13 protein-coding genes are annotated in these 16,329 nt (G+C 37.4%); 9 read left to right on the forward strand and 4 right to left on the reverse strand.

The features are described from left to right. Window positions 1-12: 12 nt before the first annotated feature. The 6 genes from BC781_RS02980 to BC781_RS03005 all read left to right on the forward strand — a co-directional run bounded on the left by BC781_RS02980 (window position 13) and on the right by BC781_RS03005 (window position 5,854). A complete protein-coding gene (locus tag BC781_RS02980) occupies window positions 13-486 on the forward strand; it encodes a DUF4381 domain-containing protein (RefSeq protein WP_109615762.1) in 474 nt (157 codons plus the stop codon). Continuing rightward, window positions 452-1,456, forward strand: coding sequence for a VWA domain-containing protein (locus tag BC781_RS02985; RefSeq protein ID WP_245935567.1), 1,005 nt, complete (start codon window positions 452-454; stop codon window positions 1,454-1,456). The genes BC781_RS02980 and BC781_RS02985 overlap by 35 nt, the downstream gene beginning before the upstream one ends. A gap of 9 nt (window positions 1,457-1,465) precedes the next feature. After that, window positions 1,466-3,211, forward strand: coding sequence for a VWA domain-containing protein (locus BC781_RS02990; RefSeq protein WP_109615763.1), 1,746 nt, complete (start codon window positions 1,466-1,468; stop codon window positions 3,209-3,211). Then, window positions 3,205-4,560 (forward strand): BatD family protein, encoded by a 1,356-nt coding sequence (locus BC781_RS02995; RefSeq protein ID WP_109615764.1) that lies wholly within the window; start codon window positions 3,205-3,207, stop codon window positions 4,558-4,560. The genes BC781_RS02990 and BC781_RS02995 overlap by 7 nt, the downstream gene beginning before the upstream one ends. 42 nt (window positions 4,561-4,602) lie before the next feature. Then, entirely contained in the window at window positions 4,603-5,058 is a 456-nt protein-coding gene (locus tag BC781_RS03000) for a nuclear transport factor 2 family protein (RefSeq protein ID WP_109615765.1), read from the forward strand. 160 nt (window positions 5,059-5,218) lie between these two features. Next, entirely contained in the window at window positions 5,219-5,854 is a 636-nt protein-coding gene (locus tag BC781_RS03005; protein ID WP_109615766.1) for an AlbA family DNA-binding domain-containing protein, read from the forward strand. A 47-nt stretch (window positions 5,855-5,901) separates the two neighbouring features. Here the strand turns inward: BC781_RS03005 and nadE are convergent, their stop codons facing one another. Continuing rightward, a complete protein-coding gene (gene nadE / locus BC781_RS03010; RefSeq protein WP_109615767.1) occupies window positions 5,902-7,911 on the reverse strand; it encodes an NAD(+) synthase in 2,010 nt (669 codons plus the stop codon). A gap of 261 nt (window positions 7,912-8,172) precedes the next feature. Between nadE and pdxH the strand changes: the two genes are divergently transcribed. Then, window positions 8,173-8,814 carry a pyridoxamine 5'-phosphate oxidase gene (pdxH, locus tag BC781_RS03015; RefSeq protein ID WP_109615768.1) on the forward strand — a complete coding sequence of 214 codons (642 nt, stop codon included), beginning with the start codon at window positions 8,173-8,175 and terminating at the stop codon, window positions 8,812-8,814. Between the two features lie 107 nt (window positions 8,815-8,921). On the opposite strand, the gene BC781_RS03020 is transcribed toward pdxH, so the two are convergent. From BC781_RS03020 to BC781_RS03030, 3 genes are all read right to left on the reverse strand, one after another. Next, complete coding sequence (locus BC781_RS03020) at window positions 8,922-9,656, reverse strand: hypothetical protein (RefSeq protein WP_109615769.1); 735 nt, start codon at window positions 9,654-9,656, stop codon at window positions 8,922-8,924. Window positions 9,657-9,674: 18 nt separating this feature from the next. Then, window positions 9,675-12,200 (reverse strand): TonB-dependent receptor, encoded by a 2,526-nt coding sequence (locus tag BC781_RS03025; RefSeq protein ID WP_211323663.1) that lies wholly within the window; start codon window positions 12,198-12,200, stop codon window positions 9,675-9,677. A 288-nt stretch (window positions 12,201-12,488) separates the two neighbouring features. Continuing rightward, window positions 12,489-13,118 carry an NUDIX hydrolase gene (locus BC781_RS03030; protein WP_109615770.1) on the reverse strand — a complete coding sequence of 210 codons (630 nt, stop codon included), beginning with the start codon at window positions 13,116-13,118 and terminating at the stop codon, window positions 12,489-12,491. Window positions 13,119-13,778: 660 nt separating this feature from the next. On the opposite strand from BC781_RS03030, the gene BC781_RS03035 reads away from it, so the two are divergent. Continuing rightward, window positions 13,779-15,134, forward strand: a complete 1,356-nt coding sequence (locus BC781_RS03035; RefSeq protein ID WP_109615771.1) for a TolC family protein — start codon at window positions 13,779-13,781, stop codon at window positions 15,132-15,134. 38 nt (window positions 15,135-15,172) lie between these two features. After that, window positions 15,173-16,312 carry an efflux RND transporter periplasmic adaptor subunit gene (locus BC781_RS03040; protein ID WP_109615772.1) on the forward strand — a complete coding sequence of 380 codons (1,140 nt, stop codon included), beginning with the start codon at window positions 15,173-15,175 and terminating at the stop codon, window positions 16,310-16,312. Window positions 16,313-16,329: the final 17 nt, after the last annotated feature.

Genomic DNA, 16,329 nt, shown 5'->3' on the forward strand with positions numbered 1-16,329 from the left:
AGGTGAAATATCATGAATGAGAATGAAAACAGCATTGGTCAGCTTATTGAGCCTGGACCGATTGCTTATACATACGATACCACTGGTTGGAAAATAGTAGCCGCAACTCTCGTGTTTCTATTTGTTCTTTTCATCCTTTGGAAGATTTACAGATACCTTAAAAATACCTACCGAAGAGAAGCACTTCAATATTTTTCTACGATAGAAAATACAGATATCAATCTTCAGAAACAGGTATTAGAGGTAAATAAGTTACTCAAACAAGTAGCCATAACAGCCTATGGAAGGCAAAAAGTAATTAGCCTTCAGAAAGAGAAATGGATTGATTTTCTGAATAGTAAATCGAAGAAAGCAATCTTCTCTGATTCGACTGAAGAGGTACTAAATCAGTATATCTACAAATCCGCTTTGAGTACACAAGAAGTAGAACAGACTAAACAATACTTAGATCATGCAAGAACTTGGATCAGCAAACATGAACTTTGAAATCGCCTATCCATGGGTGTTTTTCCTCTTGCCTTTGCCTTTCTTAATGTATTGGATTTTGCCTCCATTAAGGGTTCAAAAAGATGCATTCAAGTTTGCGATGTTCAATCGCTCAGTCAAAGTATTGGATGAAGCTCCTCGGAAAAGTGCATGGATTGCGAAACGAAATATTGTACAGTGGGCGAGCCTTTGGATTGCTTGGTCTTGTTTGTTGGCGGCTTTGAGCTGGCCAAGACTTGTAGCCGAACCCGAAATGAAAGTCAAAACGTCGAGAAGCTTTTTAGTTGCGGCTGACATTTCATTTAGTATGGATACCAAAGATTGGAAAGTAGATGGAAAACTCATTTCACGTTGGGAAGCCACAAAGAAACTGATGAGTGATTTTATTGAGAAAAGAAAAGGAGACCGATTAGGACTTATTTTCTTTGGTTCTAACCCTTATCTACAAGCGCCTCTCACCACTGATTTAGAAACGGTAGAATGGCTCCTAGACCAAACGGAAGTAGGTATGGCAGGGCAAGTCACCAATATTGGAAGTGCAATTACTTATGCCAATAAGGTTTTAGAAAAAGATACACTAGATCATAAAGTGCTTTTACTACTTACAGATGGTAGAGATAGCGAGCAAGATGTCGCACCTATGGATGCTGTAAAAGCCATTGCAGAAGATAGTGTCAAAATCTATACAATGGGAATTGGTGATCCTACTCAGAAAGGCTCAGATCTTGATGAGAAAACATTAAAGTCAATTGCAGAAGCTACCAATGGAAAATACTTCTTAGCCATGGATCAAGACCAAATGGAAAAGGCCTATGAGGTTATGAATGAGCTTGAACCTATGGAGTTTGAAGAGGAAGAATACAGACCAGAGGTTCCCTTGTATTATTATCCGCTCGGGCTTTCACTTTTCCTAATCCTTATCCATCAAGTGTTTAGAGGGATTTTTCACCTATTCTTTCAAAAAGCATAAAACAAGCATATGGAATCAATCTTGAAAAACATAAAGCCTTTCAATTATGAGAGTTTTCACTTTCTCAGACCCGAATGGCTATGGGCATTTATTCCTTTGCTTGGAATAACTTTTCTTCTGCTATTTGCCATAAAAGATAGGTCAAAATGGAAGAAAGCAATCCCGAAACATTTACAGCCTTATTTGTTTGTAAAAGGAAGCAAATGGGCGAATCTGATGCCGATCATTTTATTAGAATTAGGAGTAAGTTGTCTCATTATCGCAATTTCGGGCCCGACTTGGTACAAAAAAGAAATTACTGGGCAAAAAACAGAAGCGGTACTTCTAATGACTCTCGATCTTTCGGGTTCAATGATGGCAAAAGACCTTTCTCCAAACAGATTGGAGCGAGCAAAAATGAAAATCAAAGACCTTTTAGATCATAACCCTAGAGCAAGTACTGGTTTAGTCGTTTTTGCGGGAACACCTCATACAGTTTTGCCGCCTTGTAATGATTATGACATTATTCAGACTCAAATTGAAGGACTGTACCCGGCAGCGATGCCTGTAAGAGGAAGCAATATTTCTTTGCTGATAGAGGAATGGAAAGAAAGGTTGAAAAATGTAAAAGCGCCAAGTACAATTCTTCTTTTTACAGATGAATTAAGTGAAAAAGATACCGATGAATTGATCTATTATATTCAAAATTCAATTCATGAGTTGACGATTGTACCGATGTCTACACCCCAAGGAGCTAAAATTCCTAAGAATAAAAAAGGTACAGCCATTACTCAAAATGGTAAAGCTGTAATTTCTAAAATGGATCAAGCCGTTTTAGGGCGTTTGTCAGCTTCAGAACAAGTTCATATCAGTCAACTAACACTAGATGATTCTGATATGGAATTGATTGCTAAAAAAGTGAGCGACAAATTGATTTATCAAGAAGATGAAGAGGAAAGTGACGAAGAGTGGGAAGACCTCGGAATCTTATTTGTCTTACCGATTTTCTTTATTTCACTCTTTTGGTTCCGTAAAGGTTGGATGGTACAATGGTGCCTTGTCTTTGTTTTCATTTTACCTTCTTGTAGCCCCAATGACCCTAATGCAGATTTATGGTTCTCGCAAGATTACCAAGCACAAGCCAAAGAGAAAAATGGAGATTTTGAGGCGGCAGCAGAGCAATATCAAGACTTAGCTCACAAGGGTGTGGCTTATTACAAAGCTGAAAATTACGATGCCGCTTTAGCAGTATTTGAATTAGATAGTTCTTCTGAAGGAAATTACAACAGAGCATTGACATTGGTAGAATTGGGTAGATTGGAAGAGGCGAAAGATGCTTTTTCCAAAGCTCAAGAATTAGACCCAGACCTGCCCCAACTTCAATCACATATCGATACAATTCAAGCACGCATCAAAGCAGAAGCTGAACTACGTAAAAAGTTCCAAGCACAAGAAGTACCCGATACGGGTAATAAAGAACCCTTGAAAGAGCGAAAGGCCAAAGGTGAAGATGAAGAGCTAACTTCAGACACAGAGGTTGACGAACTTCCCGATGATGGTGAAAGAGTAACTGACGAACAAGAAACGGACATTCAAAAGACCAAAGAGCTTGAACGCCCCGAAGATGCAGAAGGAGCAGAACTAAAAGAAGTCGATGCTTCAAAAGTGCTAATGGAAAAGATTTCTGCTGAGCCTCAAGAATTTCTGAGACGCAGATTTAAGCTCCAAAAAGAAAAGTATTATCCAACGGTAAAAGAAGGAAAAGAAACATGGTGAGATACATACTTATAGCATTGTGTTTTTGTCTATCAGTTCAAGGAAAAGCACAGAAAAAGCCACATACATTCGCAAAAGTAAAAGTCAATAAAAAGTCTGTTTACGAGCAAGAACCTCTGAAAGCAACCGTGAAGGTTTATTCGAGCACTTGGTTTACAGATGACCTTGACATGAGCGACCTTCAAGTAAAAAATGCTTTTGCAGTTCCTTTCAAAAGAACAATGGGAGGTACTGAAGTGGTAAACGGAAAGCAATATACAACCTTGGAATTTTTCTGTCTGATCTATCCGTATAAGGCTGGAAAAACAGAAATTCCCCCAATGAAAGTGACGACTTCATGCCCTCCCGAAGGAGATTACAAAGGCGTTCCGATAGTTGTTTATACAAATGCAATTCCTTTTACGGTAAAACCTGTACCCAAAGAAGTCAAGAAAGACGATTGGGTCGTAGCTCAAAATATTACGTTGAGTGAATCATGGAATACATCCTTGAAGAATTTGAAACAAGGCGATGTCATTGAACGAACCATCAATATAAATGCGGCAGGAACACTGCCAAGTTTCATACCTCCTCTTGAAGTACCCGAAGTAGAAGGAATTTCTGTTTACCCTAAATCGGCAAAGGTTAAAGAGACAAAAACCAATACAGGAATTAGTGGTAAACGAATCGAAAAGGTATCCATTCTTTTGGAAGAAGAAGGTGAAGTCACTTTACCAGAAATACAGGTAAGTTGGTGGAATCCTTATTTGCAAAAGCGTTATTCAAAGACACTCCCTTCCAAGAAATTGACGGTGAAAGCTAACCCTGATTTGGGTATGATGCTCAGTTTAAGAGATAGTCTAAATGCACAAATTGACACAAGCTCTTCTTCAGAAAAAGCCGAACAAGAAGTATTCTTGATTTTTGGGTACAAACCTTGGAAAGTAGCTCTTGTAGCTATTATCTCAGTCTTATTCTTAATATTTCTATTTAAGCGAATCAAAAGAGCAATTTATGCCTTTAGAGAAAGACGAAAGGAATATAAGAAGAGCGAAGCCTACTGGTATTTGAAAATGAGAATGGCTGTTAGGAAGAATCCTAAGGAATTCTTGACAATTACTTATTTGTGGCTCTTGAAATGGACTGACAAGGATCAGCATCCTTCTTATTATACTTTGAAAAAATTTGCGGGAGCTACCGTAGATGATGATGGAGTTCCTTTTGTGAATACAATTTATACGGATCGGATTCCGAACGCATCTCGACCGAAATTAATAAAAGATCTCAAAGCACGTCGTAAGATGTTATTGATACAAAAAAAAGGAAGTCGATCTAAATTCGGATTAAAACCTTTAAATATCAATGAATAATAGAATATGAAAGAAGGTCTTTCATAAATTAATTGTACGAATATGGAAAAAGCTAAGCTTTTAGTTACAGAGTTTTTCAATGCTATTGATCAGCAAAATTGGAAAAAAGTAGAAAAAATATTCGCGCCTAGCGTATTACTTGATTATTCTTCAATGACGGGTGTAGAGGCGGCATACATGACGCCTACACAAGTGATAGACCGATGGAAGGAATTCCTGCCAGGTTTTCAACACACACATCACCAATTGGGGAATTTTGTGGATGAGCTCGATAGAGAAAGTGCACATGTTTTCTGCTATGTAACTGCTTCTCATTATTTAGAACATGAAGAAGGAAGTATTTGGAAAGTCATCGGTTCTTACAATATCGAACTGAATACAGATGTAAGAGGAGAATGGCAAATTGAAGCTTTGAAACTCAATTACAAATACCAAACAGGAAACCTTAAACTTCCTGACCTTGCTAGAGAAAGAGCAAAATCGAACATAATCGGGTAATCTTCTACTCGAATATACTTTGGCCTTTTCAACAAAAAAAGATGTTGGAAAGGCTTTTCTTTTTCAGCTAGAAACCTTTTTATCACAAACTCTTCATACTTTGTTCTTTTATTTTGTGTGTGGTTTTTGTTTATTGTAGTAGGACAACACACAGAAGATCATGAGCGATAAGAACCTTTACCGACTGATCTCAAAAGGTGAATCTCAGACCTTAGATTTTAAAAGAACATTGAATGATGTTTATAAAATCGCGAAGTCACTCACATCTTTTGCCAACACCAAAGGCGGCGTTTTGCTAATTGGTGTGGAAGATAACGGAAAAATAAGTGGCGTTGACCCTGAAGAAGAAGCCTATTTGATCAAAGAAGCAGCTAATTTTTATTGTGATCCACCCGTAAACCTCAAATTTGAAGAAACACTAACAGATGAAGGAAAGACTGTCTTGATGGTCATTGTACCCAACAGTAAACTCAAACCTCACAAAAGTTTAACAAAAAAAGGCGATTGGACAATTTATACTCGCATGTATGATAAGTCTATTCTTGCCAGTGAAGGAATCATTGATCGGATGGAAAGTGATGTGGTAGAAGACGAACCCGTTCTTTATACTTTAAGCCCTCAAGAAGAATCTCTAATTGATTATTTGGGTATTTTCCAACGAATCACACTCAAAGGTTATGCTAATCTCGTCAATTTCAGTGAGCGTAGAGCACGTAGAAGTCTGATGACTTTAATTAAAGAAGGACTCGTCGCTCAGCATGATATTGAAAAAACACCATTTTTTACTTTAGCTTAAAAAAAGAAAGGCAAATCGAAATTTATCACGATTTGCCTTTTTTCATTCTATTTGATTAGTCTTCTTAATTCCTCCAACTCCCTTTTATATCCACCAGATAAAATTGGGAAACGACACCATGTTTTAGGATCAAGGTTTCTGTCATCCAAGTGGAATGAAGCCGCATAACGCTCTCTTTTCCATTGATTACGGCACCACATAGTAAAGAATTTTTCGATCCAAGCGACTAATTGCTCCTTCTCAACCTCTGGATAAATCACATTTAGTTGATAAAAACACTTCACTGGAGATTTTTTATCTCTGATCGCCAATCCTTCAATTTCATTGAGCACCTCATAAGGCATCAAATCTGCCTCATCTGTTTGTTTTGAACCTTTAGGTCTAAGTTCCGCAGTCGGTTGCTGATCGTTTACAGCTCCCAAAGAAGGAATCTTTATTTCTCCTCTAATTCCGACTTTCTCTAACCATTTCAACCAACTTCTTAAGAACGTCTTGTCAATACCTGCCAAAGGACTCAAACCTCCACTTGTATCTCCGTCCATGGTTGCATAACCTACTGCTGCTTCTGATCTATTTGAGGTTGAAAGCAATAAACCACCTTTGATATTTGCCAACATCCAAACTGAAGGGGCACGAACCCTCGCCTGTATGTTTTGTAATGCTAAATCATCTTGTTCCCAAGTCAACTGACGATCGATACTTTCTTCAATCATCCCGACATAGTTCTTAAAAATATCATTGACATTCAGAATAAAGAACTCTGCTCCTATACCTTCTGCCAATCCTTTTGCTGCATTTAGCGTAACCTCGCCACTATTTTCTGTTGGCTGATATGCTGTAGTCAAAAACTCAGGCATCATTTCTTCTACTGACGATAAATTCTGAATCGACTTAAAGTATGCCAGTTTCTTTTTAAATCCTTTCAGACCTAGTTTCTCAATACCCAATTTTACCATCAAGTAAATACAAGAAACAATAGCTGAAGAATCTGCTCCACCACTCAGAGAAACTACAAACCCTTTCGAATAACTTTTACGCATATAATCGAAAAGTGCTAAAGCTTCTGCCCTTGCAAATTCTTCCTCTTTCAAATATTTGCTACTCTCCCAATTTGCCTCTAAGGGCTGATCTGTCGTTGGCCCTGCCGAAGGAATCTGATAATCCACCTCTATTCGTCCTGCTGCTTTTTCTGGCCCAGAATAATCTGAACTCATTTGCATTTGAGCGAGGTGCGCCCTATTCAAATCAACTACCGTTGAGGTAACTTTTACATCATGAAAACCTAACCTTTCGGACATTGCCAATAACCGTCCTGATGAAGCAATTAAGGTTCCTCCATCAAAAATTGATCGACCCGATTCATTTCCTAAAAGATTGGAATAGACATAAGCACACCCAAACGCACGAGAACCGTCTACCACAAATCGTTTACGAGAAGCAAACTTTTGGAAAGCAAAATGACTAGCTGAAGGATTCAAGATAATATCGACACCCATTCTTGATAAACTTCTACCAGGCCTGTCGGCTACCCAAGCATCTTCACAGATTTCAAATCCTATTTTTATACCGTTTAGGTCAAAGTGAATATCCCCTATCGGGAAGGCTTTTTTCTTGGCATGCTTAGGTAAAGAAGGATAACGGAATTGCACTTCTTCTACGACACCTTGAGGCCAAGGGCTAAACCAACGTGCTTCATAATGGATGCCTTCTTTTGGTAAAAATTGCTTAGCCGTAAAACCAATCAATTCTCCATCTACCAAAAGTGCTGCGGCATTGAACACCCTATTTTGGTAAGAGACAGGCAAACCAATGGCTACCACAATATCTTTGGTATGAGGTACAATTTCGAAGAGTACCTCCATGGTTGTTTCATGAAGTGCTTCAGAGAAAAATGTATCTTCACAGCCATAACCTGTAATTGTCAATTCGGGCAAACACAGCACGGCTACATTGTCGTCTTTGGCATCTTCAATAGCCTTAATTATATTTTTCTTATTGTTATCCCAATCTAAGGGAATCTGATTCAATTCTGCTCCAGCTATCTTAATCCAGTTCATTACTCACCTTTTAGCATTAGAATTCTGAAATGATATCAAAGTAAACTATAATTCAGAGAAGGATCAAATACAATATAAATCGTTATGAAGCTTATTTAGTCGTTGATTTTTAAACAGCGATCAGATGGATACCTTAATTCTGAGTTTTTCGCTACTTTTGCCTTCTCAATTTCGAAACATATAAAACGGGGCTAGGGTTATAGTTTATGAAAAGACTTTATACTTTTCTGAGCAAATCCGTTCCAAATAGACTAATAACGCATGAAAACAAATATTGCAGATATCCGAAAAGATTATGCTAAAAAGGACTTAGATACCAAAGACTGTTTGGATGACCCAATAGCACAATTTGAAATATGGCTTGATGAAGCAATTAAATCTGAAGTGCCTGAACCTACAGCTATGATTGTTAGTTCTGCCGATGAAAATGGAAGACCTTCTAGCCGTACTGTTTTATTGAAAGGAGTAGAAGACAAAAAATTCATTTTCTACACCAATTATACGAGTAGAAAAGGGAAGCAGATATTAGCAAACCCATATGTGTCGGTTACATTTTTCTGGCCAGAACTTGAAAGACAAGTTCAGATTGAAGGAAAAGCATTGAAAGTAGCTTCTGATACTTCGGATAAATATTTTGAAAGCCGTCCGTACAAAAGTAAAGTAGGCGCTTGGGCATCAGAGCAAAGTACTGTGATCAATTCTCGATCAGTAATAATGGAACGTTTTGCTAAATTTTCCCTTAAATATCTGACTTCTGTACCTAGACCAGATCATTGGGGTGGATTTGAAATAGAAGCAGATCGCATTGAATTTTGGCAAGGAAGACCTAGTCGTTTGCACGACAGAATCTTATATACTAAAGATGAAAATGGTGAGTGGGGAAAAAATCGTTTAGCGCCATAAGCTAGAATGAAATAATTGAAACATATAAAACAAAAAGGTAAGTGTCTACATCCAAACACTTACCTTTTTTGCTTCTAAGCCTTAACGTTCTTCTTCCATGAAGAATATCAGTTATTTATTTTATTCATTATGATCTCATAATACTGTATCCGTTGTTCAATCCGATCATTTACCCCATCATTGATTAGTACATCGAAGGTTACTTCATATATAATTCCTTCTTCAAAAGTTAAATAGAATCTCGGAATTAAGATATCAGCAATATGATCGTCAATATCATCCTCGGTATTATTACCTAAATCGAAATAAGCTCCTCCTTCACCAAAAGAAATGTAATCTTCTCTTACTAAAGTGTATTGCCTATCGTCATCTGTATTTTCAGTTCTATCTACTCTGAAGATTGGCGACAGCACCCAAGAAGTATCTGACATATCAAAAATAGCTAAGGTATCCACAGAAATTCTTTCCAAAAGGATATTCTGGTCTTCATCTTTGACAACCGAATCGTAACGAACAAAGAAGAATGAACCAGTCTGTCCGTAAAAACCCGAAATCAGGATATCTGGAAGAAACTCCCCTGCCGTACTACCATCAGAAAAACCATTATTTGCTCTCACGGTTGAATCAGCCGAACGGCTATAATCTACAGTTGTCAGACGGTATGGATTATCTTGAGGATATATACCTCCTCCATCAACAAAGGTTAGCCCTTGCACAAGCCTTAAGAATTCATCTTCTTCATCTTGTCTATCCTCATAGAAATCTTCGATATCATCAAGTGCATTACACCCCCACATTCCAATCATCCAACAGAAAAGCACTAAGTATTTCAAAATTTTCATAAGTCTTTTTGTCTTTGATTAAAAATCTACTTTTAATGATACCGACCATGTCGTTCCGACCGAATAATATACCAGAGCCGTTTCTTGATTATGTTCAATACCATCCCGTGCATCTGCTATGTATTTTTCATCAAAAATATTATTGATCTTCGTATTGAAGTAGGCATCCAACGAGCCAATTCTGAATTTATAGCTAGCACTAAAATCAAATAGACCATACTTTGGTACTCGCCATGCTTGTTCTCTATCCTCAGGATCTGTACGGTTACTTGGATCATAATCTGCATACAAATCAGAGAAGAATGTGTAGTCTACGCCTAGCTTCAATCCTGAAAGAATTTCATACTGTGCACCTGCCGCAACTGTGGTTTGAGCAGCGTTCCCAACTTTCAAGTCTTTAATAAACAATTGTAGGGTATCGATAGGTTGCTGAGACTGATCAAAAAAGATCGACTCAACATCGTCTGTCCAAATCCAGTCTCCTACTGAAAGAGAACCTGTTATTCTAGCTCTTGGTGAAAGAATCACTTCTACATCTGCCTCAATACCTTGGTGACGAGCATCTACACCCGTAATATTTGCAAAAGTCTGGAAGTCTGGCGGTAAAGCTACAATCAAACTTTTGTTCTTCCATTCGGTATGATACAGATTGACATTTGCCAATACATTCGTACTTCTGTAGCCATAACCAACTTCTACCGTAAAAATATCTTCATTGATGGCATCATCGTTTACATCATTTTTAAAATTTCTGAAGACGGCATTAAACATTGGAGGGCGTTGTAGGAAACCTGTGTTGAAAAATACATTATGATTATCATTGATATTGTAGTTGGCACCACCTTTCGCACTAATAGTCTGATCATGCACCCATTCAGAAGTTCGATTTCCTGGCATATAGTTAAAGAAATCAACACGTTGTTTCGAGTTGTTCGCAAAAGCAACCGTTACAAATGCTGAAATAGGATCATTGACAAATTCAGCTTGTGCAAAAACGCTTTCCCATGCTACAATACCATCGTTGTTAAAACCTACTTTATCACCTTCACGCGCAATCTTAATTGGCTCGTTTACATCTTTATTGATGTCATAATAAAATTGCCCTCCTAAAAGATTTGTAATTTCTTGGAAGTGGCGTCCTTCATAATAACGTAAATCAAAACCTGCTGTAAGTGTTACTTTATCAGAAATACTTGTAGTAAAATTCGATAATAGTCCATACCAATCATGATCATTCATAGAGGCGACTAGCACCGTATTCGAGGCAATGTCTTCTTGATTTTCCTGATAGTATCGATCGAAATCTATAAGTCCATCACCTGTTCTGAATGTTCTAAAATTTTGATCAGCACCATAACCACCTATTCCGCCACCTCTACCAAAAGAAGCATAAGCTGTTGTTGCCAATTGAGAACTTGAACTGATGTTCCAATAATGGTTTAAGGTAATTACTGGTTTTGAGTAAAAGTTGGCTCTACCATTCGTCTGTTGACCAAACAAATACCCCCAATCTTCATTAAATCGCCTACCTTCTCGTTCAAAAGTTTCAATAGGTAATTGAGTTCTTCTTTGTCCATGCGTTTGTGTTGCTCCGAAAATACTCAAGGCTAAACTATGATTTGCATTGAATTCTTTCGAGATATTGGCGAAATAAGAATAAGCTTCAAAGTTGGTTCCATCTACCCAACCATCTCCCGAAGATTGAGAACCCGACAAGGTCACTGCCCACTTTTTCTCTGTCAATCCTGTAGATACGGTAAATGAAGTCTTCTTATAATTATTGTTACCTCCTGCGACCATTATATTTCCTCCTAACTTTGCATCTGTTGTCCGTGTTAGAATGTTGATTGTACCTCCTACAGATGGTATCGCCAACTTTGTGGCTCCCAAACCTCTCTGTACTTGCATATTTCGAGTCACATCTGATAGCCCTGCCCAGTTTGACCAATAAACTGCTCCATTTTCCATATCATTGATCGGCATACCATTTATAGTTACGGCTATATTTTCAGAGCCAAAACCACGAAGGGTAATCCTAGAATCTCCAAAACCACCTCCTTGCTTTGTGGTAAATACTCCAGGAGAAGATTTCAGTACTTCTGGAAATTCTTGGTTACCTAATTTCTCCTCAATGATTTCGGGGTCTACGGTACTAACCGCAACTGGTGTTTGTCGGTCGACAGCAACAGAGGCAATTACGTTTACTTCTTTTAGATTGACGGCATCTGTAAGAAGTTCTATAACACCTAAATCTGTTGTTCCTCCTAACTCAATGTCTTGTTCAATGGTCTGATAACCCACATAAGAAAATAGGATGACCGCAGGACCTGTTTCTTTCGTTTCTAATTTAAAGTTACCATCAAAGTCGGTCGTGGTACCGATTGTGGAACCTTTGATCACCACTGTAGCTCCTATCACACTTTCTTTGGTTTCTGCATCTATCAACTGTCCATTTACCACAGTTTGTGCGGCTATGTAGGTAGTGCATCCCAAAAACATTCCGATAGTGATGAGCAGTGGTCTCAATTGTAAAAGTGTCTTCATGTGTAAAGAGTCGTTTCTGCTTAATATCGAAATGTAAATTAGAAGAGCTAGGGCACTAAAAAATGTAGTTTTAGAGTTAGAAAGCATCTGTGTAAGCTTTCTGAATTTTGATGCTCACAACAAAAATTATCTATGAGACAAGAAGGGCTTTTATCTTTTATGAAGGAATTAGAATTAAAAATGAAGAAAAGAAAAAACGTAACATCTGTAGTCATTAAGTTTATGCTACAAACATTACGTTTCAATCTAATTTTTGAGAATGTATAGACTTACAAGAAAGCGTTGCTTTTACTTACGCTCCGACATCAACTTTTGATATTGTTCATAAATATCTCGAATAGAAGCATAGGTTTCCTTTAAACAAGTCTGCTCAACTTTCTCGGTCGTCATCCATTCTACCTGTTCAATATCTTCTTCGGTTTGAGGTTGCATCTCCGAATCGTCTTTGCACTTCATTCTATACCAATGTGTACATTTCAAGACTTCCTTTCCATCACGCTGATAAGTATGCCAGGTTTCTCCTATTTTTTCTTTTAGCTTAGCTGTGATCCCACACTCTTCTTCAACTTCACGGAGTGCTGCCTCTGCTATATCTTCATTTTCCTCCACTTTTCCTTTAGGCAAATCCCAAAGTCCCCATCGTTTGATAAAAAGTAATTTATCTTTCTTCTCTACTATTCCTCCGGCGGCATGAATTATTTCAAAATATTTTCTAATTGCACCAACTGTCTTTTCATAATCTCTAACATAGAAAATAAGATGTGGCTTCCCTGAAATACGTCCATCTCTGGCCATCTCATAAAATGAAATGATTTGATCAGGACTCGCAAAACTTTGCATAAATACACCTGCACTTGGCGCTGTTTTCAGCGTATAATCTTTGACCTCTATAAGAGATTCTCCTGTATAAAATTGCATCAGTCTGTTTTTGAAATGGTATCTTTCTGTAAAGCTACAAACCCTTCTTCAGACCCCAAAAAGGCCATTAAAGTTTAATAAAAGGTACATTTAAGACGGTTCGGACGTCTAAATTAAAATTTATACACTACTCGGACGCTAGTTTAACTATCATTTATCTATTTGCTTTCGTGAAATACAAAAAGCAATTATGAAGTATATAATCGAGACAACGCCTTTCATTTTATTTATTTTAATTCATCTTTTCAATATTGGTCTACTCTTCATGTATAGTCAGTCGTTAACACCTATTAAAATATTTACAAATACAGATGTAGCGGAACGCAAAAGATTGTTAACGCAATAATAGAAATTAATTTAAAAGCGTTCTATTTATCAGTTCGGAAGCTTTCTTTGACGCTTAAGTAAATTATTCTTCGAGCTAATTCTAAGAAGCTATATTTTTGAATGAATAATTGAACACCTCTTGTATTGTGAATTTTGGTGAACACAATACACTAAAAAGTCCTAAAATCAGTATTAGACGTACAAAATGAACGGTTTGGACGTCTGATGGAATCATCCGAGTATTTAGGACGAAAACAAGCTTTAGATACTATAGCTTTGTTTTAAAATTGAACACAAACAAACGACAATTAATACTTAACAAACAAATTACCTATGAGACAATCTTTAGTCATGGTACTGCTTGCGCTTTTTTATGCGAGTAGTGTTCATGTAGTCTGGGCGCAAAAATCTGATACCGTACCAACATCTTTCAGCATGGAAGAAGCCGTGAATTATGCAATGATGCACAATAAAGAAGTGACTATTGCTGATTTGAACGAGGCGATTTCAAATATGCAAACTAAAGAGTTTGTCAGTCAAGGTTTACCACAGATCAATGGTTCGGCACAGTTAGACTACAATTTTGAGCTTATGACCATGGGTACTGACGAAAATGGAAACCCTATTCAGTTTGGAAGTGAATATGGCGGACAAGCAGGTATTTCCTTAAGCCAAATGCTCTTTGATGGTTCTTTTTTAGTTGGCTTAAAAGCGTCTAGAACGTATCAGGATTTAGCTATAAAACAAACCACACAACAAAAAATTGACATTGTAGAACAAGTTCAGAAAGCTTATTTTTTAGCACTCGTAAACGAGGAAAATAGAGAAGCGATCCAACGAAACTACGACCGTTTGAAACAACTTCTTTATGAAACAGAAGAAATGTATAAAAATGGTTTTGCAGAAAAAATTGATGTACAACGTATTCGTGTAAACTACAATAGTGTTGTACTTCAGCTTGAGCAAAACAAACAAGAGATTGAGCTTGCTTATATGTTACTGAAGTTCCAAATGGGCTACAATATCGATACTGAAATTCAATTGAAAGATCACCTTTCAGATCAGCACTTGAATGAAACATTGATGACAAGTGACATGCAATATGCTTATCAGAACCGTATCGAATATGACATTCTGAATACCCAATTCACCCTGAAAGAATTGGAAAGAAAAGAAAACAACTTCCAATACATGCCAAAGCTAAACCTTGTAGCCAACTACGGATGGGCAAACTTTGGAGATGATTTCGGTGCATATTGGACTTCGGCTAACTGGTTCCCGAATGGTTCGGTAGGTGTGAAAATGACTGTTCCTATTTTTGATGGTTTATTGAAAAGCAGAAAGAGTCAGCGTATGAAATTGGAAATGCAGCAGATCAGTACGCAAAAAGATTTAATGAAAGACAATGTGGCCGTTGAAGTGAAAAAAGCAGCTGACCAACTTTCAACAAGTCTTAAAGCCCTACAGATCTACGAAGACAATATGGGATTGGCAAAAGAGGTTTACGAACACTCACTTGCTAAATATCAAGAAGGGATTGGCTCTAACTTAGAAGTGATTGAAGCAGATGGTTCTTACAAAGACGCACAAGATGAATATTATTCGTCGTTGTATAATGCTTTGGTTGCACAGATCGCCCTTCAGAAGGCAAATGGTACACTATATCATGTAGCACCAGAGTCTGAATAAACTAATCTTTCCATCCATTTTAATTTTCGAAACACCTTATGAAAACGATAAATAAACTAGCATTTTCTTCAATCTTCTTTTTAGCGGCTTGTTCAGGCGGAAATGACATCGAGTCTCTAAAACAACAACTAGATACTAAAAAAGCTTCGGTCACAACTATTCAACAAGAGATCAAGCTTATTGAAGCTGAAATCAAGAAACTAGATCCTACTTTTGGTGTAAATACTGCAGCAGTTTTAGTGAGTGCAAAAACGATTCAACCCGAAGTTTTTGAACACAAAATTACAGTTCGTGGTAATGTGGAATCTAGAAAAAATATTATTGTCTCTTCAGAAACAGAAGGACGTATCCTAAAAATCAATGCGCTTGAAGGTACAAAAGTGAAAAAAGGAGACGTTATCATTGAAGTAGATGCAGATAAGCTAAAAGACCAAATTGATGAGGTAAAAACATCATTGAGCTTGGCTACTGATATTTATGCAAAAAGAGCTGCTCTTTGGGAAAAGAACATTGGTACTGAAGTTGAATTTTTGGAAGCTAAAAACAAAAAAGAAACTTTAGAGAAGCAATTGAAATCTCTTAAAACTCAATTGAGTTATGCTTATGTAAAGGCACCATTTACAGGTACGATCGATTATGTAGAAGTAAATGTAGGTGAGCATGTCGGAAAGTCGAATCCGCTATTCAGAATTGTAAGTAGTGACGATATGCGTGTGACTACGGAAGTTTCAGAAAAATACTTTGGTAGCATCATCGCAAAAGATAAAGCGGAGTTGGAGTTTATGTCTATCGGTAAAACTTTAGCTTCTAAAGTAAAAGCCGTGAGTACGGTTATCAACGAGAACACAAGAACATTTACCATCGATTCCAACATTCCTTCAAGCGTATTGAGAGACGTTCGTCCGAATATGATGGTGAAGGCAACTTTCACTGATTTTGTAAATGAAGATGCTTTTGTCGTTCCTTCAGATGCTGTAATGAAAGACAACAAAGGAACATATGTGTATATCGTAGTAACTGAGAAAGGAAGACAATTTTCTTCAAAGAACTATGTAACTGTTGGGTCTGAATACAACAACTCAACTTGGATTGAAAAAGGACTAAAACAAGGCGACCAAGTCGTAACTGCAGGTCAGTTCAAACTTGTAGAAGGTAACCTGATTCAAGTAGCTAAATAAGGACAACTGTCCTGATC

The organism is Sediminitomix flava (genome assembly GCF_003149185.1).
Lineage (GTDB): Bacteria > Bacteroidota > Bacteroidia > Cytophagales > Flammeovirgaceae > Sediminitomix > Sediminitomix flava.